The organism is Enterococcus moraviensis ATCC BAA-383 (genome assembly GCF_000407445.1).
In the GTDB taxonomy this organism is placed as follows: domain Bacteria; phylum Bacillota; class Bacilli; order Lactobacillales; family Enterococcaceae; genus Enterococcus_L; species Enterococcus_L moraviensis.
Genome location: NZ_ASWB01000002.1, coordinates 156,939 through 176,406 on the forward strand (window position 1 = coordinate 156,939; position 19,468 = coordinate 176,406).

Sequence of the window (19,468 nt, forward strand, 5' to 3'; positions counted from 1 at the left end):
TGAGCTATGTTTTCAAAAGTTTTAATTGCAAATAGAGGAGAAATCGCAGTTCGGATCATTCGGGCATGTCGTGAATTAGGTGTGCAGACTGTCGCGGTATATTCAGAGGCAGATAAAGATGCCTTACACACACAATTAGCAGATGAAGCAATTTGTATTGGACCTGCAAAAGCGGCAGATTCTTATTTAAATGTTCAAAGCGTATTAAGTGCGGCGATTGTTACCAATTCAGAAGCAATCCATCCAGGATTTGGTTTTTTATCAGAAAATAGCCAATTTGCAGCGATGTGTGAAGAGTGTAATATTACGTTTATTGGTCCAAAAGCTGCGACAATTGATGCAATGGGAAATAAGATAAACGCCCGTGAATTGATGCAAAAAGCGAATGTTCCAGTTATTCCTGGAAGTACCGGTGTGATCAATTCTGTTGAAGAAGCCTTGCAGATTGCGGATAGTATTGGTTATCCAGTTATGCTGAAAGCTGCAGCAGGCGGTGGCGGCAAAGGAATTCGTAAAGTAATGAGTAAAGAAGAATTGCCACAACATTTTGCTTCAGCACAGCAAGAAGCAAAAGCGGCTTTTGGTAATGATGATATGTACTTAGAAAAAATTATTTATCCAGCGCGTCATATCGAAGTACAAATTTTAGGTGATCAGTATGGACATGTAATTCACTTAGGTGAGCGGGATTGTTCTTTACAAAGAAATAATCAAAAAGTGATGGAAGAATCCCCGTCAATTGCGATTACAGCTGAAAAACGTCAGCTTTTAGGTGAAACAGCTGTCCGTGCAGCTAAAGCTGTTCATTATGAAAATGCTGGAACGATTGAATTTTTAATGGATAAATCGGGTGAGTTTTATTTTATGGAAATGAATACTCGAATCCAAGTTGAGCATCCTGTTACAGAGATGGTTACAGGAATCGATCTTGTGAAAGCTCAATTAAAAGTAGCTTCTGGGGAAGAATTACCTTATAGCCAAGAAGATATAACAATTACAGGTCATGCAATCGAATGTCGAATCAATGCTGAAAATCCTGCTTTTAATTTTGCACCTTCACCTGGGAAAATCAATAATTTGTTATTACCAAGTGGCGGAATGGGATTAAGAGTAGACAGTGCGATGTATTCAGGTTATACGATTCCACCTTTTTATGATTCAATGATCGCTAAAGTGATCGTTCATGGAAATGATCGAATGGACGCATTAATGAAAATGCAACGTGCATTAAACGAAATCGTAACAGATGGTATCATCACAAATTCAGAATTTCAGTTAGACTTGATTACACATAAAAATGTATTAGCTGGTGATTATGATACAAGCTTTTTACAAGAAACATTTTTACCAAATTGGGAACCAGAAAGCGATAATTAAAAAGGAGCAGGTGTATGGCTTTATTTAAAAAGAAAAACTACATTCGAATCAATCCGAATCGCGCGGGAGACCAATCTTCTATAAAAAAACCTGCAGTTCCAGATAACATGTGGGCGAAATGTCCTTGTTGCAAACGCACGCTATATACAAAAGATATGGGGGCAGAAAAAGTCTGCCCTTATTGCGATTATAGCTTTAGAATTGGTGCTTGGGAACGTCTAGCTTTGACGGTAGATGAGAAAAGTTTTGAAGAGTGGGACACAGACTTGATCACGAAAGATCCATTAGACTTTCCTGATTATTTAGATAAAATCGCCAAGATGCAAGAAAAAACGGAATTGCATGAAGCTGTTTTAACCGGAAAGGCTAAAATTGATGGTCAAGAGATTGGTATTGGTGTCATGGATGCTAATTTTATTATGGGGAGCATGGGAACTGTTGTCGGAGAAAAAATCACTCGTTTATTTGAACGGGCTACAGAACAACGTTTACCAGTGATTATTTATACGGCTTCAGGTGGCGCAAGAATGCAAGAGGGCATTTTTTCTCTAATGCAAATGGCAAAAATTTCAAGTGCACTTAAACGACACAGTAATGCTGGTCTGCTTTATATCACGGTACTAACTGATCCAACAACGGGCGGTGTCACAGCTAGTTTTGCTATGGATGGTGATATTATTTTAGCAGAACCACAAAGTCTGATTGGCTTTGCTGGACGTAGAGTGATCGAGCAAACAATCCGTCAAGAGTTACCTGATGATTTTCAAAAAGCCGAGTTTTTACTGGATCATGGATTTGTTGACAAAATCGTTCCTAGAAATCAGCTACGAGAAACACTTAGTGACTTACTAAAGATTCATACGATGAAAGGGTGGAAATAGCGATGGAAAAAACGGCCAATGATATTGTCACCTTAGCTCGTGCGCAAGATCGCTATACTACATTAGAGTATATTGATGCAGTTTTCGATGATTTTATGGAGTTTCATGGAGATCGTTATTTTGGAGATGATTTAGCTGTTGTTGGCGGAATTGCGACATTAGAAGAGAAACCTGTAACAGTTGTAGGAATCCAAAAAGGGCGTAACTTACCTGAAAATATCGAACGAAATTTTGGTGCACCTCACCCAGAAGGCTACCGTAAGGCTTTACGCTTAATGAAGCAAGCAGAAAAATTTGGTCGTCCAATCGTTACGTTTATCAATACAGCAGGAGCTTATTGCGGTATTGAGGCAGAAGAACGTGGTGAAGGTGAAGCAATCGCCAAAAATTTGATAGAAATGTCTGATTTAAGTGTACCAATCATTGCAATTATTATTGGCGAGGGTGGAAGCGGCGGCGCATTAGCCCTTGCTTTAGCCGATGAAGTTTGGATGCTAGAGCATACTATTTATGCTGTACTTTCACCAGAAGGATTTGCATCGATTTTATGGAAAGATGGAAGTCGTGCCAAAGAAGCAGCAGAATTAATGAAAATTACAGCAACAGAATTAAAAGAATTAACGATTATTGATCGAGTGATTCCAGAAGAGATGAATGGTGAAGCATTGGAACAATCGAAAATCAATCGAATGATTCAAAAGGCACTGATTGGTAAGTTTTCTGAGCTATCCCAACTTGAAACGGATACATTATTGGAAAATCGTTATCAACGTTTCCGTAAATATTGATCAAAAATGGAACAAGTTTATTTTAGCTTGTTCCATTTTTTTATTATCAATCGGTGTAAACTTCTGAAATTGACCAAACAAAGCCAAAAGGGTCTTTGATATTTGCAACTTTAAATTTAGTTGGTACAACGGTAATAGGCATTTCTAACGTACAACCAGCAAGTAATGTTTTTTCTACAAGTTCTTCTACATTATTACAAATTAGTTGGATACAAAGAGGTGCTCCTTGTAATGTCAAGGCTGATTTAGCACCATTTTCTGGTTGTTCATCGGCTAAAGCGAAAAGACTCTCACCAATACTAAAACGTGCAGATTTTACTTCATCGTTCTTATTTAATTCAATTGTTTTTGCGTCAAATATCTTTTCATAAAGAGCCATAGCTATTTCTGTATCAGGGACAAAAAGATTGATTGAAGCCTTTTTTATTGTGACGGTCATTGTTTTCCCTCATTTCACTTGTTTACAAAAGTTTAGCATAGAAATAATCAAAGAAACAAATCTTTGTTTTAATGGTCATATTATTGTCATTGAATCTTATGAAAACTTATGATGAGCATTTATAGAATTTTTCACCAAAATGCAGTATAATACAAATTGGAGGAGTGCTAGCTTAGTACTCCTTTCACTATGAGAAAGTTCATCGTGGAGATGAGAGGAGTTACTATGTTTTTAAAATTTAAACCAACTTGGATGGTCGATGCGATTTATAAAATCACACCGAACCAATTAAAAAAATTAGGAATTAAAGCTGTACTGACTGATTTAGACAATACGTTGATTGCCTGGGACAATCCAGACGGAACTGAAGAGTTATTGACGTGGATTCTAGAAATGAAAAATGCTGGGATACCTGTTGTAGTTGTTTCAAATAATAAATCTAGCCGTATTAAACGAGCAGTTGAAAAATTTGATTTAGAGTATGTATCGAGAGCTTTAAAGCCTTCAACTAGAGGCTTTCGTGAAGCAGAAAAAAAGCTGAATTTAAAGCCAGAAGAATTAGTGATGGTAGGCGATCAAATTATGACGGATATCCGAGGTGCAAATGCGGCTGGAATCAGAAATATTTTAGTACGTCCCATTGTTGACACAGACGGATGGAATACACGAATAAATCGTTTCTTTGAACGTAAAATTATGAAACACTTAGGGAAGAAACATCCAGATATGATATGGAAAGGCGGACTAGAATGAGCGAGCAAGAAGCAATCCAATGCATCGGATGTGGTGCAGTCATTCAAACAGAACAGCCGAATGAATTAGGCTATACACCAAAGGCTGCTTTTGAAAAAGGTATGGAGACAGGGGAAGTGTATTGTCAACGTTGCTTCCGTTTAAGACATTATAATGACATTCAAGATGTTCAATTAACAGATGATGATTTTCTACGTTTGTTAAATGGATTAGGTAAAGAAGATGCACTGATCGTGAATGTAGTTGATATTTTTGATTTTAATGGTTCGCTGATTCCTGGGTTACATCGTTTTATTGGGGATAATCCAGTATTGATGGTAGGAAACAAAGTCGATATTTTACCTAAATCGTTAAAGAAACCAAAAATGATTCAATGGATGAGAGAGCGTGCTCATGAAGAAGGGCTACGTCCAGTCGATGTTTTACTGACAAGTGCGAAGAAACCTCAAGAAATGGAAAATTTATTGGAGACGATCGAAAAATATCGTGAGGGCAAGGATGTCTATGTGGTTGGCGTGACCAATGTTGGAAAATCAACATTGATCAATCAAATCATCAAGCAGACCGCGGGCGTTCAAGACGTGATCACAACATCGCAATTTCCAGGAACGACATTAGATAAGATTGAAATACCATTGGATGACGGTCATTTCTTGATCGATACGCCAGGAATCATTCATCGTCATCAAATGGCGCATTACTTAGGGAAAAAAGATTTAAAAATCATTGCGCCACAAAAAGAAATCAAACCAAAAGTATACCAATTGAATCCAGAGCAAACATTATTTTTAGGTGGCTTAGCTCGATTTGACTTTATTCAAGGGGAACGTAGTTCATTTATAGCTTATGTGTCAAATGATTTAGCAATCCACCGCACTAAGTTAGTGACAGCTGATGCATTTTATGAAAAACACGTAGGTGGTTTACTACAACCGCCTCGTCCTGATGAAGTAGCTGGGTTTCCAGAGTTGGTTCGCTTTGAATTTTCGATCAAAGAGAAAACAGATATCGTATTTGCTGGTCTAGGGTGGATTACTATAACAGAACCTTGTGTGGTTGCTGGTTGGGCTCCTAAAGGTGTCGATGTATTGAGAAGAAAAGCGTTGATTTAATCATAAGTGAGAACAGAGAGAAGGAAATTTAGTGGATTTAAGAGGAAAACAAAAGCGTTATTTACGTAGTCAAGCGCACCATCTACAACCGATTTTTCAAATTGGAAAAGGTGGCTTGAATTCTGCGATGGTGGTACAAATCAATGAAGCGTTGGAAAAAAGAGAACTGATTAAAGTAACATTATTACAAAATACTGATGAGATTGCAGAAGATGTAGCTGCGGCATTGAAAGCAGACATTCACTGTGATATCGTTCAAATCATCGGTCGTGTACTAGTACTGTTCAAACCATCATCTAAAGAAAAATATCAAAAAATCTCTAAAGAAGTTAAAGCAATTTAAAACTTGGAGGTAAGAAAAATGGGGACAAATACGAATGCTGCATTAAAAGCGGAAGTAATTGTGGAAGAAGCAGAGCTTTTTCAAAAGCGTAAACAGGTAGGAATATTAGGCGGGAATTTTAATCCAGTTCATTTGGCTCATTTAGTGATGGCTGACCAAGTGCAACAACAACTTGGGTTGGACAAAGTCTATTTGATGCCTACTTATTTACCGCCTCATGTAGATGAAAAAAAGACAATTGATAGTAAACACCGATTAGCCATGCTGGAGCTAGCAATTGCTGATAATCCAAATTTGGCTGTAGAGCCTATTGAGTTGTTCCGTAAAGGCAAAAGTTATACCTATGACACAATGAAGGCTTTAACGCAAAATAATCCAGATACAGATTATTATTTTATCATTGGCGGAGATATGGTAGAATACTTACCAAAATGGTATAAAATTGATGAATTGCTGACGTTGACTAATTTTGTCGGTATTCGTCGACCACACTATGGGACCGTTACATCATATCCAATCATTTGGGTAGATGTTCCTCAAATGGATATTAGCTCAACATTGATTCGAGAGAAAATTAAAAATGGTTGTTCTACGCGCTACTTATTGCCTGATAGTGTGATACACTATATAGAAGAAAAGGGGCTGTATGTAGATGGATTTTAGCGGAGAATATACGACGTTTAAGCGAGAAGAATTGATGCAAAAAGTCCAAATGCACATGAGTGAACGCCGATTTAAGCACGTTTTAGGTGTTGAAGAAACGGCTATTGCCTTAGCAGCTAAATATGGTGCGTCTGAGGAGAAGGCTAGCATTGCCGCCTTGACCCATGATTATGCTAAAGAACGTCCGAATGAAGAGTTTGAAATGATCATTTTGCGTGACGGATATGATCAAGACTTACTCAATTATGGAAATGCGATTTGGCACGGACTTGTTGGAGCTAGCATGGTTCAAAGAGAACTAGGAATCAATGACGAAGAGATTTTAGAAGCGATTCGTCTGCATACAACTGGTGGCGCTAAAATGAGTTTATTAGATAAAATTATTTATGTTGCTGATTATATCGAACCAGGTCGTGATTTTCCTGGGGTGAAAGAAGCTCGTGAATTGGCTTTAGTCGATTTAGACGAAGCCGTTGCCTATGAAACCAAACATACATTGCAACATCTTATTGAAAAAGAACAAAAAATTTATCCCAAAACAATTGAAACATATAATTATTGGGTAGTAGGAAAAGCTGCACAAATCAATCCTTAGAAAAATAGATAAATTGTCAGTGAAACAAAGAACGTTTCAATACCAATTTCCTAATTTTCTAAAGGATTAACCGATTTGTTCCGCTTTAAAATTAGGAGGAAACCATCATAGAAAGTCAACAGATTTTAGAAATCGCTGTAAAAGCAGCAGATTCAAAAAGAGCAGAGGAAATTGTCGCTTTAGATGTACATGAGATATCACTTTTAGCAGATTATTTTATGATTTGCCAAGCAACAAGTGAACGTCAAATCAATGCAATTGTAGAAGAAATCATTGAAAAAGAAGAAGAAGCACAAGTTGAAGTTAAACGAATTGAAGGAAAAGATGGCGGCAAATGGGTCTTGATCGATTTAGGAGATATCATCGTTCATGTATTCCAATCAGCAGAACGCGGATTTTACAACCTAGAAAAACTTTGGTCAGATGCACCAATGGTCGACCTTCACGCTTGGGTCGAGTAATATGGCATATGAAACATTTGCTTTTGTTTACGACGAAGTAATGGATGATAGTCTCTATGATCAGTGGCTTGCATTTTCAAAACGTCACTTACCAGAAGGGAAAATGGATGTTTTAGAAATGGCTTGCGGTACGGGGGCATTGGCTGTGAATTTTGCTAAGGCTGGATTTACTGTCACTGCGTTGGATTTATCGGAAGAAATGTTGATGATGGCGAGTAAACGTGCCGCAGAAGAGGATGTTCAAATCCAATTTGTTCAAGGGAATATGATGGATTTATCCGAGATGGGTCAATATCATGCCATCACTTGTTTTTCTGACTCGTTATGTTATATGGCAAATCGCCAAGAGGTTCAACAAGTATTTGATGATGTTTATCAAGCGTTGGAAGAAGAGGGTGTCTTTATTTTTGATGTTCACTCTATCCATCAGGTAGACAACGTATTTCCAGAGTATAGCTATCACTATCAAACGGAAGAATTTGCTTTTTTATGGGATAGTTATCCTGGTGAAAAAGAACATAGTATTGAGCACTTTCTAACCTTCTTTGTAAAAGAACATGGAAATGATGAAGTGTTTATTCGACAAGATGAATTGCATCAAGAACGAACATACACAATGGAAAATTATTTGATGATGCTAGAAAGTGCGGGCTTTATGAATGTTAAAGTATTTGCAGACTTTACGGATGAGGCACCTACAGAAGAAAGCAGTCGTTGGTTTTTTGTGTGTGAAAAGTAGTTGGGAAAATGAGTAGGGCGAAACTTTTTGAAGTTTAGGCTGCTCATTTTTTCTTTTGTTTCAGTCCTAAAATAAACATGTTATGATAGAATTCTAATAGACGCGAGTGCGATAAGAAGGAGAAGAAACATGAAAAGTTGCGGCATTATTGTTGAATACAATCCTTTTCACAATGGTCATCAGTATCATGCTAAAATGGCAAGAGAATTGAGTGAAGCACAAGTAGTGATTGCTGTGATGAGTGGTAACTTTTTGCAACGAGGTGAACCAGCTATTATTGATAAATGGACACGTGCCAAAGAAGCTTTGAGCCATGGTGTTGATTTAGTGATAGAGTTACCGTTTGCCTATGCGGTACAGTCGGCTGATTATTTTGCTGCAGGTGGAATAAAGTTACTGCAAGCATTACAATGTGATGCGTTATGCTTTGGTACAGATAATCAAGTAGAGATGAATTATGAGCAATTTGGGTCTTTTGTTAACGAACATCAAACAGAAATCAATCACGCTTACCAAGAAATAAAAAATAATGGGATGAGTTATCCACAGCAAATGACAGAGGTATTTCGTAAGCTGTATCCAAATGGTACGTTAGATTTCTCATCACCCAATCATATTTTAGGATTAAGCTATGCGAAAGAGAATGCTACCTATGAAAAACCAATGCTTTTGTATCCGTTAAAGCGGGAACAGGCAGGATATCATGATACCAAAATATATCAACAGTTTGCGAGTGCAACTGCAATTAGAAAAGCAGTTTTCTCAGGTGAATTAAGCCAAATTAAACAAGTGCTACCAATGCGAGTCATGAAAGATTTGGAAGAGTCACCAACCGTTTCTTGGGAAGCGTATTGGCCATTATTAAAATATAAACTACTTAGCAGCTCTCTACCAGAACTCAGAGAGATCTATCAAATGAAAGAAGGCATCGAGTATCGTTTACAAGAAGCCGCAAAAGTATCTGATTCTTTTCAGCAATTTATGGAAAAAGCTAAGACAAAACGTTACACATGGACACGATTGCAACGATTGGCGACCTATATTTTAGTCAATGTGAAACAATATGAAATAGAGAATGTCAGGCAAAATAGTTACATACAAGTGCTTGGTTTTACAGAGCAAGGGCAACGTTTTTTAAAAGAAAAGAAAAAAAATCTAAAGTTACCGCTTATCACTAAAATCTCTAAGAATGTGAGTACTCAATTAGCTTTAGATATTCGTAGTAATCAACTATATCAGTTAGGGAGTGATCGTATTTTAGAGCAGAGCTTTGGTCGTTTTCCGATCCGTGTCTCTTAAAAGCAAAAAACACTTAACAAAAGTCCAATTGGCAAGTATAATGATAAGGGCACTATAATCAAAAAAATAATACTAATTGAAAGCGAAGTGAGAATATGGGTCGTAAGTGGGCAAATATTAAAGAGAAAAAAGCTGCCAAAGACGCAAATAACAGCCGAGTTTATGCAAAATTCGGAATTGAAATTTACGTAGCAGCGAAATCGGGTGATCCTGACCCTCAAGCAAATCAGAAGTTACGGTTTGTTATCGAGCGCGCAAAAACATATAATGTACCAAAACATATCATCGATCGAGCAATCGAAAAGGCAAAAGGCTCTGGCGATGAACAATATTCTGAATTACGTTATGAAGGATTTGGACCAAATGGCTCAATGGTTATTGTTGATGCTTTGACAAACAATGTTAATCGAACAGCTTCAGATGTTCGTGCGGCTTTTGGTAAAAATGGCGGAAATATGGGTGTCAGCGGTGCTGTAGCTTATATGTTCGACCATACTGGTGTTATTGGCTTTGCCGGTGATGATGCAGATGAAATCCTTGAGTATTTAATGGAAAAAGATATTGATGTACGCGATGTAACAGAAGAAGAAGGCCAAATCATCGTCTACACAGAACCAGAGGACTTGCACGCAGTACAAGAAACTCTAAAAGAAAAAGGCATTGAAGAATTTTCAGTAGCTGAATTAGAAATGATTGCACAAAATGATGTAGAATTAGCAGGAGAAGATTTAGAACAATTTGAACGAATGATCGATGTTTTAGAAGATCTTGATGATGTTCAAAAGGTTTATCATAATGTTGATTTAGGTGAATAATAGACTGGAAGAATCCTTATTTCATAAGGATTCTTTTTTTTAGCTTACTCCAGAGGACAAAAATAAACCCTTCATACACACACTATATGAAGGGAAACACAATATGAAAAAACTAAGAACAAGACTATAATAGCATTATTTTGAAAAATTCTCAAATATTTCGACGTTAAACGAAATTTTTGAGAAAAAATCTAAATGTTGAATGATTGAGGTGTAAGAAATCTATGAGCTATACGTTGTTCAGGCGTTAAAAATAGGATAATAACAGAATTTAAATAAGTCGATCAATCCCAAATATTTTACTTTATTTTGCGAGCAGTATAAAATCAATATAACGAATTGAACGGTTTCTTTTTTTAACACGAAATAATTTTTGTATGATATTTTTTTATTATTTTAAAATATTGTCTGTTGAATCTAGTAAATAATTTGCTTGTGAATGGGGAGGAGGGGTCAGTGTGAAAAAAAAGTGGGTACTTTTTCTTTTGTTAGGGGGCGTGCTCAGTATTTTACAGATTGCGGGTTATCAAGTATTTGCAGAAGAAGAGCTAGAAAATGAATTGGTTGAAGCACAGACTCAAGAAATAAACACGACAGAAGAATTACAAGAACGCTTAGTTAGTGTGGGATCGGGCTCACTTAGTGGGACCTATACAACTGGAACAACAGGTCAGTCCGTTATTACGATGACCTATACTTATACCCCAGCTTTAGATTTATCATTAGGTGGTCAGCCGAGGATTATTCTCCAGTTACCACCTGAAATAGCCAATCAAATTAATGGAAGTACAGCGAAACAGCAAAGTTTCTTGTCATTGCTTACCGGGACTGTAGTCCTTCCAAACGGAGCGATTGGCAATAAATCATACGATATTCATGATACAGCGCATGAAATCGTATTAGCGTATAGTAGTGCCTATAATTCAGTATATGTCACTTTTCCATCAAATATTTTAGGTCTATTAGGACTAAGTCGCTGGTCAGTTTCATTTACTTTTGATGTCGCAACATTGTATCAAAATGGGATCACGATTCCTCCAGCAAGTAATGGCGTAAACTATCCAATCAAGGGAACATTTGGTTCATCAACGGATGGTTTAGATATTATAAATTTGGTTCTAGGTAATGTGTCAAAATCAGGTGTGATTGCGTTACCATCGATGTCGATTGGGACGAGTGTACCCAATGTAACTGCACCAATTATAAATAGTCCAATCTTAAATTTACAAACGACTGTAGGGGGAAAAATCCAACAAGTGCAAAATAGCGGTTATACCTATACCGTTCAATTGACTATCACTCGTTCTGATGGCACGTCAGCTCCTATTGTTATCAGTAATATACCAGTTGATGCTGCTGGTAATTTCACTACAAATGTAGCGTCAGCACTACAATATGGGGATACTCTTTCAGCGACGATACTTGCACAATCAAAAACTAGCAGTAATTACATCCAAAGTCTACCTTCCAATATACAATCTGTTACTTGGCCAATCCAACCGGTGACATCCAGTTCTGCAACACCAGGAACTACTCAGCTTTCAGGTAACGCAGTACAAACGAGTGGTGGGACCTATCAAGTAGCATTACAGATCAATTCAGGAACGATTTATACCACTCCTTTGAATGCCAATGGTAGTTTTCAATTTACCAATTTACCAATGTTTAATGGTGGGGAAACAGTCACTTTATCAGTTCGGGGATTGAGTAATCGAACGGGAGCAATTTTAGTTACAAGTACGAATTACAGTCAAATAGTTCCTTACTTATCACCAGCCATTTCAGTTGTCCAAATAATTGAAAGACTAAACGCACAAGGCAATTGGGAAGTAGCCCCCTCAGTTGTAACAGGCCAAACAGTACGCTATACCCTGACAACAACATTGACGAATCAGCCTGCAACCTGGAGTCAGCAAATGTTGAAAGCATATATCCCAAATGGTATAACGCAATTAAGTCCTGTAACACTTATTAGAACATCAAACACAGGTGTACAAACCCCTGTGTTAGGAACACAGCTTTTAACGGATTCCAATATGAACATGCAGTATTGGTATTATCAAAACCCTCTTGCTATAAATAATTTTATACAGCCAAATACAAGTTTTACACTTCAATATACAGGTACTGTTGCTCAAAATATGACAGGTAAAATATTACCGTTTTCTAGTATTGTTTCAGGAGCTGACGGTGGTGGGACCGCCATCACGCCACAAAATAAGTTGAATTCGATTTCAGTAGGAGATGGGACATTGCGCTTTGTTCAATCACCAAATCAAATTTCGTTTAAAAGCATACCTGTACCTACGAAAAAAACGACTTATGGTCCGACTATAGTGGATACATCATTGATTGTTGCGGATGGTCGAGTAGCAAAAAATCAATGGCACTTACTGGTTAGAGAAAGTCAACCGATGAAGTCCACGACTACGAATAAGACAATCAATCAAGCTTTTGTTTATCGAAAAAATGGCCAAGATACCTCAATCACAACAATTGCTTCTGAGGCGTATGCGTATACTTCGCCAGATAACAATAATGTCGTCATTTCATGGAATCAGCAAAATGGGGTGTTCTTAAACCTTAGTCCTAGTGTGAATATCAACGTAAATGAGTCTTATACGGCTCAATTACAATGGATTTTATCAGATACGCCTATATAACTTAGGTTTGACTTCTTATTAAAATGAGAGGTTAAAATAAAAAAGATTCTAGGTTCTTTATCTACTGTTTCTGTACTTATTTTTTTTAGTTTTGTTGGTGGAACGATTGGAGAAGCAGTTGCGGTAAGCTCAATGACATCAAATGCAGATATTAGTTTCTCTCAAGATACAACAATAACACCGCCTGTCGATCCAACAGACCCAACTTCACCCGTTACCCCAAATCCTAATGATCCTCATCAACCAGGAACCGGTGGTCCGCTTAGTTTAGATTATGTATCGAATTTCCACTTTGGAACAAAAGTGATTCAAACAGTCAATGCGACCTATTATGCACAATTGGATCAAGTTCAAAACTCACTTTCTACGCTTATCAGTGTGCCTAACTATGCTCAAGTTACAGATAAACGAGGATTGAATCTTGGATGGAAATTGACTGTTAAACAAAATGGCCAATTCCAAACTAGTGGGTGTACACCAGCTGTTTTAACAAATGCTCAAATGAGTTTTGTAGCAGCAACACCAAATTCTACGGAATTAATTGCGTTAGCACCTATAACAGTACCTGTAACTTTAGATCCAACAGGGGCAGCATCTTCTCCAGTAGCTACAGCAGCACTTTCTACAGGAATGGGAACATGGACACTTGCCTTTGGCTCAGGAGCAGGAGCAGCGCAAGGCGTTAAATTGACCGTACCTAATACTACGACTAAAGTGACTAATGACCAATATAAAACGACACTTACTTGGACCTTAAACGACAGTCCCTTGTAAGTGGTAGAGGATTTGGTTTAAGATTCAATTTTTTTAATATCTATGTTTCTACACTGAAAAGAACCTATTTGGCTAATGAATAGCGTTCTTTTCAGTGCTATTATGGGATGCTATAAAGGAGTTTTAACTATGAAAAAGAAACGATCTAAATTTGTATGTGCCATTATTTTATTATTATTGGCTATGAGTGTAGGACCGATTAGTCAAGCAAGTGAAATTGATTTCAGTATTAAGGCGGTTTTACCAGAAAATCAACGAAGTAAGGAAATCAGTTACTTTGATTTGAGGGTAACTCCAGGTGAAAAACAGACATTGAGCGTGGAACTTACAAATGATACAGAAAAAGATATCACAGTATATGCTTCAGCGAATTCGGCTATCACAAATGATAATGGTGTTGTAGATTATTCTTATAGTGATACTAAAAAAGATTCATCTGCAAAATTCACGTTTAGTGAAATCGCATCGAGTCCAAAAGAAATTGTCTTACCAAAACAATCAATCAAGACAGTTGAGTGTGTGATCGACATTCCTACTGAACCATTTGATGGGTATGTATTAGGCGGTCTATATTTTGAACAAAAAGAGGACAAAGCAGAAAAGAGTCAAGGTGCTTTAGCAGTTGGTAATCGTTTCTCTTATGTTGTGGGTGTGTTACTGAGTGAGACCGATCAAGAAGTAAAACCAGAACTAGCCTTAAATCAAGTCAAAACGACACAAATAAACGGAAATAATGCAGTAACGATGAATATTCAAAATAAACAAGCAGCAATGATCAAAAAACTACAACTAGATGCGAAACTTTATTATGAAAATGAAACAAAGCCACGTTATGAAAATCATCAAAAATCCTTAACAATGGCGCCCAATACGAATTTTAACTATAAAATAGAATTAAATGAACAACCTTTTGTTGCAGGAAACTATACAGTTAAACTAAAGGCAAATGATGGATTTAGAGAGTGGGACTGGGAAAGAAAGTTTGAAATAAAAGAAAAAGAAGCAAAGAAATATAATGCAACAGCAATCAATTTACCTCCCAATCAGAAAAAACAATTTCCTTGGACTCTTGTTATCAGCGGTAGTGTAGGTGTTTTAGCAGTGATTTTAGGAATTATTTATTATTTCAATCAAAAAATGAAAAAGGAACAAAAAAGGCAAGAAGAAAAATATGAAGCTTTAAAAAAGAATCTAGAGCAATAAAATAGTGAGTCGACAGATAACGGATAGCCCATCCTCTCAATAGGACGGGCTATCCGTTATCTGATTGCTACGTTACATTAAAAAGTAAAGAATAGCGCTATAGATAGAACTTAGAGAAAGTTAAACTCAATGGTCAAAAAGCAAGCCATATCCTAAAGCGATGATTTCTCTCATATACGTTTTAAAAGTCGCTGAGGATTTAGAGACGGAAGGAAGTCCGCTGATTTCGGAAATACCCAGTCGTTTTGCTAACAATTTGGAGCGGAACATATGAAAATCACTTGTAACGATGACTGTGTTTCCAAGATTTTGTTTCTTTTGAGCATTTTGGATGTTTTCTTTTGTTCGTGTGGATTTGTCTTCTATTAGTAGTTGCTTTTCTGAAACACCGTTAGCTTTTAAATATTCAGCCATAACATTCGCTTCACTATCAGGCTCATCGGATCCTTGGCCACCACATACAATAGCCATTGCCTCAGAATGCTCTTTTAGATAAGGTATAGCAGCATCTAACCGCTCTTTTAAAACAGTACTTGGATAAGCAGTTTCTTTTGAAGCTCCTTTTACTTGTGCACCTAAAATAAGTACAGTATCTGGCGTTTTTGTTGGTTGATCTTTTGTTCCACTTAAAATTAGAAATAAAATAAGACCAGCATACATAACCCCTAAACTTATGATAATCACCATAATTCGTTTCACCCATTTCATCACAACACACCCTTTCATTTATAGTTTAGTAGATAAACTGAGAAAATAGTGTTTATAAATTTCTTTTTAAGTTTTTTTTAACGATTTTAAGCGAAAGTATAACAGGATGTGTTAACTTATCGTATACTTTATATAAAGTGAATAATGGAGGGTAATATGCGAACAGAAGAAGAGATGTTTCACCTGATTTTAGATACAGCGAAAAATGATTCCAGAGTATTGGCTGTTGGGTTGACTGGGTCTCGGACAAATCAACGTGTGCCTAAAGATGGATTTCAAGATTATGATATTGTCTATATTGTAGAGTCTGTCGATGAATTTGTTAGTGACCAGAATTGGATCGATCAGTTTGGTTTACGCTTAATTATGCAAACACCAGAAAATATGGTTCTATTTCCACCAACTGGAAATGGGAAATTTACCTATTTAATGCTATTTGAAGATGGTAATCGAATCGATTTGACCCTTTGTCCTAAAGAGCTGGCAGATACTTGGAATGAAGGCGATGGCCTAGCAGAAATTTTGTTAGATAAACAGCAATTATTGCCTGTGTTAGCAAAGGCTACGGATCAAGAGTATTGGATCAAATGCCCTACGCAGGAAGAATTTTCAGATTGCTGTAATGAATTTTGGTGGGTCAGTACTTATGTTGTGAAAGGTTTATGTCGTAATGAATTATTTTATGCAGCAGATCATTTAAATGAAATCTGTCGAAAAGAATTGTTGCGTCTATTATCTTGGCAAGTGGGTTCAGATCATGGTTATCATTTCAGTGTTGGAAAAAATTATAAATATTTACCAAATTATTTAGACAAAGAGCACTATCAGGCTCTCTTAAAAACATTAGATCTTTCTAGTATTTCATCCGCTTGGGAAGCATTAGTTTCATTACAGGAACAGTTTGATGACTATGCTCAAGTATTTTCTAAGTGCAGTAACTTGATTTACGATCACCAGACTGCTAAAAAGGTCATGCACTATACAACGGATTTTTGTTAAGAAAAATTGTATGAAAAAAGTGACGTTTTACCAATAGTTTAAAGTTTGTTGTAAATAAATTAGAATTTTGTCAAAGATATTATCAAATGGTCTTTTTTCCTCTATCTGATATGTGGTAGAATGGTAGGTACACTGTATCAATTTTTGATAGTTGCTACTTCCTGTTTATTGGAAAAAATGAAAATCTAGCATTTATACATAAAAACATGAATTTTTTCTCATATGTAAGCAAATTAATTGAAGATTAGAGCAAATTTAACTAAACTAGCTTTAAAATGTAGTTGTTGAGAGGCACTAATAAGAAAACTATAATATGAAATAAAAATCAAAATTCTTTTCTTTATTTTTATTTCTAAAACAGGAATAAGCGTTAAATCAAAGAGAGCAGATAAATCATAAAAAAGGAAGATAGCACAATGGAAAATGAAGAATCAGTTAGTCGCTCAGCAAAGAATGCACGGGCATCCAAAAATAATAGTGATCCAAATAAGAAAAAGAAAAAATGGCTAGTCCCTTTAGTGGGTGTGTTAATTTGTTTAGCACTTGTGTTTACGGGTGGATTTGTTTATTTCCAATCACATTTCTTTATCACAGCAAAGGCAAACGGTGTTGATATCAGTTTATTAAACACAAAAGCTGCAAAAAAGAAACTTGAAGAGCTGAATAAAGCTGAAGATGTTGTGATCAAGGTAAATGATAAAGAAGAAAAAATTGAATTACCTGAAAAATATGAAATCACAGAAGAATATTTGAAACAAAATATTGGCGATCGTTCAATTAATCTACCCATCAATGAAGAGTATAAAACAGAATTGAAAAATAGATTGAATGAACTTACCTTTGAAGAAGGAACTCCGAGCCAAGATGCTAAGATTGAGAAAGTCGATGGAGTGTATCAAATCGTACCTGAACAAGTTGGGACATCTGTTGATAAAGAAGCTTTAATGAATCAAGTATTAAAAGATGTTGATGAGAACAAAGGAAATTATGTTTACGATGTGAAGGAATTTTATCAAAAACCAACTGTTACTAAAGAAGATAAAGGACTGCAAGAAAAATTAGCTGTCTTGTCGAAAAAAGAAAATAAATCAATTACACTTGATATCAATGGTGAAAAGTTAACTCTTACAAAAGAAGAACTACAATCATTTATGGATGAATCAGGAAATGTTGATACCAATAAAGTTTATGCTTGGGTAGAACAAACGAACCAAAAATATGGGTCGATTTTTAAACCAATTATTTTTACAAACGTTCATGGTGTGACAACAAAATATAAAAATAATGGTAGCTATGGTTGGGATATAAATATGCCGCAAACAAGAGATTTACTTGTTCAAGCAATCAATAGTGATAAAGATGCTGAAACAATCACTGTACCAATCGATGGCGATGTAAACCAATCACCAACCGTTAATAAGGATTACGTAGAGATTGATCTTAACGATCAAAAAATGTACTTCTTTAAAGATGGCGTAAAAGTAGTTGAAACAGATGTCATTACTGGTCGCTACAATAAAGGGACAGCAACTGTTCCTGGATTCCACACTATTTTGTACAAAGACACAGACACAAAATTAGAAGGCGAAATGCTAGATGGCTCAAAATATAGTGTACCTGTAAAATATTGGATGCCATTGAAGAGTTTCGGTGGTGTGGTAACACAAATTGGTATTCATGATGCTGATTATAAAGCAGAGTATTTTGGAAACAAAGAAGCGTATAAAACTAATTTTGGTAGTAATGGTTGTATCAATACACCTGGAGAAGCTGTTGCTCAAATATTCAATGGAGCTTATGCAGGAATGCCAGTCATTGTTTATGGACATATCTATGATGATGCACCTGGTGAATTTGACAAACCAGTCGATTATGGTGAACCAGCTTAACAGATAACTAAAAGAAGTCCAATTGGGCTTCTTTTTTACTCATTCAGAAATAGAATCAAGAATAGAAACCATGAGGAGGAACCGTCGATGAATGTTTTTGACAAAATCGCACACCACTATGATTCACCTAAACAATTAGAGTTGGCAAATAGTATCACAAATGAAATCAAGACGCATGTAGGAGAGACATCGAATAAACTAGTATTAGATTATGGTTGTGGTACTGGATTGATTGGCTTGCAAATTGTTAATGATGTTAAAGAGATGTATTTTGTTGATCCATCACAGGAAATGATCCATATTGTTGATCAAAAAATTGCAGAACTGAACCAAACGAATGTGAAGACTGTGATCGGACGTTTTTCAAAAAATCACACCTTGAACATCAAAGCGGACTTGATCATCGTATCCTTAGTTCTTCTGCATGTTCCAGATACGTTGGATTTACTAGAATCTTTGTATCAAGCGCTGAATCTTGGAGGACAGTTAATCATTATCGATTTTGATAAAAATGAAAAAATCTATCATGAGAAAGTTCATAATGGGTTTGTACAAGAGGAATTAAAAAAACAAATGGCTGAAATCGGGTTTAACTCAGTGTCTAGTCAAACATTTCATCATGGTAAAAACTTATTTATGAAACAAGATGCGTCAATGTTTAGTTTGATTGCTGAAAAATAAATAAAGGCTTGCTAAAAGTGGTATTATTAATAATATAAAAACAAACGAACGGAGGAAATGTCATGCCATTTATTCATGTAGAACTAGTGGAAGGTCGTAGTGAGGAACAACTTACAAATATGGTCAAAGAAATAACAGAAGTTGTCTCTAAAAATACAGGAGCGCCGCAAGAAAATATTCATGTGATTGTAAATGAAATGAAAAAAGACCGATATGCGCAAGGTGGTCAATGGAAAAAATAAGCATTTTAAAGAAACACTTGCTTTTTATTTCAAGAAGTGTTTAA

Annotated in this window: 21 protein-coding genes; 19 read left to right on the forward strand and 2 right to left on the reverse strand. The window is 36.2% G+C overall.

Translation table 11 applies throughout. The features are described from left to right. Positions 1-6: 6 nt before the first annotated feature. The 3 genes from I586_RS06750 to I586_RS06760 are packed head-to-tail and all read left to right on the forward strand — an operon-like array spanning position 7 to position 3,046. Positions 7-1,377 (forward strand): acetyl-CoA carboxylase biotin carboxylase subunit, encoded by a 1,371-nt coding sequence (locus I586_RS06750; protein ID WP_010765897.1) that lies wholly within the window; start codon positions 7-9, stop codon positions 1,375-1,377. 14 nt (positions 1,378-1,391) lie between these two features. After that, a complete protein-coding gene (gene accD / locus I586_RS06755) occupies positions 1,392-2,258 on the forward strand; it encodes an acetyl-CoA carboxylase, carboxyltransferase subunit beta (RefSeq protein WP_010765896.1) in 867 nt (288 codons plus the stop codon). 2 nt (positions 2,259-2,260) lie between these two features. Continuing rightward, complete coding sequence (locus I586_RS06760; RefSeq protein WP_010765895.1) at positions 2,261-3,046, forward strand: acetyl-CoA carboxylase carboxyl transferase subunit alpha; 786 nt, start codon at positions 2,261-2,263, stop codon at positions 3,044-3,046. Positions 3,047-3,092: 46 nt separating this feature from the next. On the opposite strand, the gene I586_RS06765 is transcribed toward I586_RS06760, so the two are convergent. Then, entirely contained in the window at positions 3,093-3,485 is a 393-nt protein-coding gene (locus I586_RS06765; RefSeq protein WP_010765894.1) for a VOC family protein, read from the reverse strand. 225 nt (positions 3,486-3,710) lie between these two features. Between I586_RS06765 and I586_RS06770 the strand changes: the two genes are divergently transcribed. From I586_RS06770 to I586_RS06825, 12 genes are all read left to right on the forward strand, one after another. Further along, positions 3,711-4,238 (forward strand): YqeG family HAD IIIA-type phosphatase, encoded by a 528-nt coding sequence (locus I586_RS06770; protein ID WP_010765893.1) that lies wholly within the window; start codon positions 3,711-3,713, stop codon positions 4,236-4,238. Beyond that, entirely contained in the window at positions 4,235-5,350 is a 1,116-nt protein-coding gene (yqeH, locus tag I586_RS06775) for a ribosome biogenesis GTPase YqeH (RefSeq protein WP_010765892.1), read from the forward strand. Before I586_RS06770 ends, yqeH begins: the two co-directional genes overlap by 4 nt. A 31-nt stretch (positions 5,351-5,381) precedes the next feature. Next, positions 5,382-5,693, forward strand: coding sequence for a ribosome assembly RNA-binding protein YhbY (yhbY, locus tag I586_RS06780; RefSeq protein WP_010765891.1), 312 nt, complete (start codon positions 5,382-5,384; stop codon positions 5,691-5,693). Between the two features lie 18 nt (positions 5,694-5,711). Next, complete coding sequence (locus I586_RS06785; RefSeq protein ID WP_010765890.1) at positions 5,712-6,356, forward strand: nicotinate-nucleotide adenylyltransferase; 645 nt, start codon at positions 5,712-5,714, stop codon at positions 6,354-6,356. Continuing rightward, entirely contained in the window at positions 6,346-6,951 is a 606-nt protein-coding gene (gene yqeK, locus I586_RS06790; protein ID WP_010765889.1) for a bis(5'-nucleosyl)-tetraphosphatase (symmetrical) YqeK, read from the forward strand. The genes I586_RS06785 and yqeK overlap by 11 nt, the downstream gene beginning before the upstream one ends. Positions 6,952-7,073: 122 nt before the next feature. After that, positions 7,074-7,412, forward strand: a complete 339-nt coding sequence (rsfS, locus tag I586_RS06795) for a ribosome silencing factor (RefSeq protein ID WP_034701966.1) — start codon at positions 7,074-7,076, stop codon at positions 7,410-7,412. A gap of 1 nt (position 7,413) precedes the next feature. Continuing rightward, positions 7,414-8,151, forward strand: coding sequence for a class I SAM-dependent DNA methyltransferase (locus I586_RS06800; protein WP_034701971.1), 738 nt, complete (start codon positions 7,414-7,416; stop codon positions 8,149-8,151). 129 nt (positions 8,152-8,280) lie between these two features. Then, positions 8,281-9,450 carry a nucleotidyltransferase gene (locus tag I586_RS06805; RefSeq protein WP_010765886.1) on the forward strand — a complete coding sequence of 390 codons (1,170 nt, stop codon included), beginning with the start codon at positions 8,281-8,283 and terminating at the stop codon, positions 9,448-9,450. Positions 9,451-9,545: 95 nt separating this feature from the next. Further along, on the forward strand, positions 9,546-10,265 hold the full coding sequence (locus I586_RS06810; RefSeq protein ID WP_010765885.1) for a YebC/PmpR family DNA-binding transcriptional regulator: 720 nt from the start codon (positions 9,546-9,548) through the stop codon (positions 10,263-10,265). Positions 10,266-10,723: 458 nt separating this feature from the next. Next, positions 10,724-12,928, forward strand: a complete 2,205-nt coding sequence (locus I586_RS06815; RefSeq protein ID WP_010765884.1) for a hypothetical protein — start codon at positions 10,724-10,726, stop codon at positions 12,926-12,928. 36 nt (positions 12,929-12,964) lie between these two features. Next, positions 12,965-13,702: a WxL domain-containing protein gene (locus tag I586_RS06820; RefSeq protein WP_034701975.1), complete on the forward strand. Its 738-nt coding sequence runs from the start codon at positions 12,965-12,967 to the stop codon at positions 13,700-13,702. Between the two features lie 129 nt (positions 13,703-13,831). Further along, complete coding sequence (locus tag I586_RS06825; protein WP_010765882.1) at positions 13,832-14,905, forward strand: WxLIP family cell surface protein; 1,074 nt, start codon at positions 13,832-13,834, stop codon at positions 14,903-14,905. A gap of 126 nt (positions 14,906-15,031) precedes the next feature. Here the strand turns inward: I586_RS06825 and I586_RS06830 are convergent, their stop codons facing one another. Then, complete coding sequence (locus tag I586_RS06830) at positions 15,032-15,613, reverse strand: YdcF family protein (RefSeq protein ID WP_010765881.1); 582 nt, start codon at positions 15,611-15,613, stop codon at positions 15,032-15,034. Positions 15,614-15,769: 156 nt separating this feature from the next. Between I586_RS06830 and I586_RS06835 the strand changes: the two genes are divergently transcribed. The 4 genes from I586_RS06835 to I586_RS06850 all read left to right on the forward strand — a co-directional run bounded on the left by I586_RS06835 (position 15,770) and on the right by I586_RS06850 (position 19,424). Beyond that, positions 15,770-16,612 (forward strand): aminoglycoside 6-adenylyltransferase, encoded by an 843-nt coding sequence (locus I586_RS06835; protein ID WP_010765880.1) that lies wholly within the window; start codon positions 15,770-15,772, stop codon positions 16,610-16,612. A 416-nt stretch (positions 16,613-17,028) separates the two neighbouring features. Beyond that, positions 17,029-18,501, forward strand: coding sequence for a L,D-transpeptidase family protein (locus I586_RS06840; RefSeq protein WP_010765879.1), 1,473 nt, complete (start codon positions 17,029-17,031; stop codon positions 18,499-18,501). An 87-nt stretch (positions 18,502-18,588) separates the two neighbouring features. Then, positions 18,589-19,182 (forward strand): class I SAM-dependent methyltransferase, encoded by a 594-nt coding sequence (locus tag I586_RS06845; RefSeq protein WP_010765878.1) that lies wholly within the window; start codon positions 18,589-18,591, stop codon positions 19,180-19,182. A gap of 62 nt (positions 19,183-19,244) precedes the next feature. Further along, a complete protein-coding gene (locus tag I586_RS06850) occupies positions 19,245-19,424 on the forward strand; it encodes a 2-hydroxymuconate tautomerase (protein WP_010765877.1) in 180 nt (59 codons plus the stop codon). Positions 19,425-19,468: the final 44 nt, after the last annotated feature.

What these genes read in the sequence shown, in the direction of transcription:
- I586_RS06750 (WP_010765897.1), top strand. Translation starts at nt 7, where the DNA reads ATGTTTTCAAAAGTTTTAATTGCAAATAGAGGAGAAATCGCAGTTCGG.
- accD (WP_010765896.1), top strand. Translation starts at nt 1,392, where the DNA reads ATGGCTTTATTTAAAAAGAAAAACTACATTCGAATCAATCCGAATCGC.
- I586_RS06760 (WP_010765895.1), top strand. Translation starts at nt 2,261, where the DNA reads ATGGAAAAAACGGCCAATGATATTGTCACCTTAGCTCGTGCGCAAGAT.
- I586_RS06765 (WP_010765894.1), bottom strand. Translation starts at nt 3,485, where the DNA reads ATGACCGTCACAATAAAAAAGGCTTCAATCAATCTTTTTGTCCCTGAT.
- I586_RS06770 (WP_010765893.1), top strand. Translation starts at nt 3,711, where the DNA reads ATGTTTTTAAAATTTAAACCAACTTGGATGGTCGATGCGATTTATAAA.
- yqeH (WP_010765892.1), top strand. Translation starts at nt 4,235, where the DNA reads ATGAGCGAGCAAGAAGCAATCCAATGCATCGGATGTGGTGCAGTCATT.
- I586_RS06785 (WP_010765890.1), top strand. Translation starts at nt 5,712, where the DNA reads ATGGGGACAAATACGAATGCTGCATTAAAAGCGGAAGTAATTGTGGAA.
- yqeK (WP_010765889.1), top strand. Translation starts at nt 6,346, where the DNA reads ATGGATTTTAGCGGAGAATATACGACGTTTAAGCGAGAAGAATTGATG.
- I586_RS06800 (WP_034701971.1), top strand. Translation starts at nt 7,414, where the DNA reads ATGGCATATGAAACATTTGCTTTTGTTTACGACGAAGTAATGGATGAT.
- I586_RS06805 (WP_010765886.1), top strand. Translation starts at nt 8,281, where the DNA reads ATGAAAAGTTGCGGCATTATTGTTGAATACAATCCTTTTCACAATGGT.
- I586_RS06810 (WP_010765885.1), top strand. Translation starts at nt 9,546, where the DNA reads ATGGGTCGTAAGTGGGCAAATATTAAAGAGAAAAAAGCTGCCAAAGAC.
- I586_RS06825 (WP_010765882.1), top strand. Translation starts at nt 13,832, where the DNA reads ATGAAAAAGAAACGATCTAAATTTGTATGTGCCATTATTTTATTATTA.
- I586_RS06830 (WP_010765881.1), bottom strand. Translation starts at nt 15,613, where the DNA reads ATGAAATGGGTGAAACGAATTATGGTGATTATCATAAGTTTAGGGGTT.
- I586_RS06835 (WP_010765880.1), top strand. Translation starts at nt 15,770, where the DNA reads ATGCGAACAGAAGAAGAGATGTTTCACCTGATTTTAGATACAGCGAAA.
- I586_RS06840 (WP_010765879.1), top strand. Translation starts at nt 17,029, where the DNA reads ATGGAAAATGAAGAATCAGTTAGTCGCTCAGCAAAGAATGCACGGGCA.
- I586_RS06845 (WP_010765878.1), top strand. Translation starts at nt 18,589, where the DNA reads ATGAATGTTTTTGACAAAATCGCACACCACTATGATTCACCTAAACAA.
- I586_RS06850 (WP_010765877.1), top strand. Translation starts at nt 19,245, where the DNA reads ATGCCATTTATTCATGTAGAACTAGTGGAAGGTCGTAGTGAGGAACAA.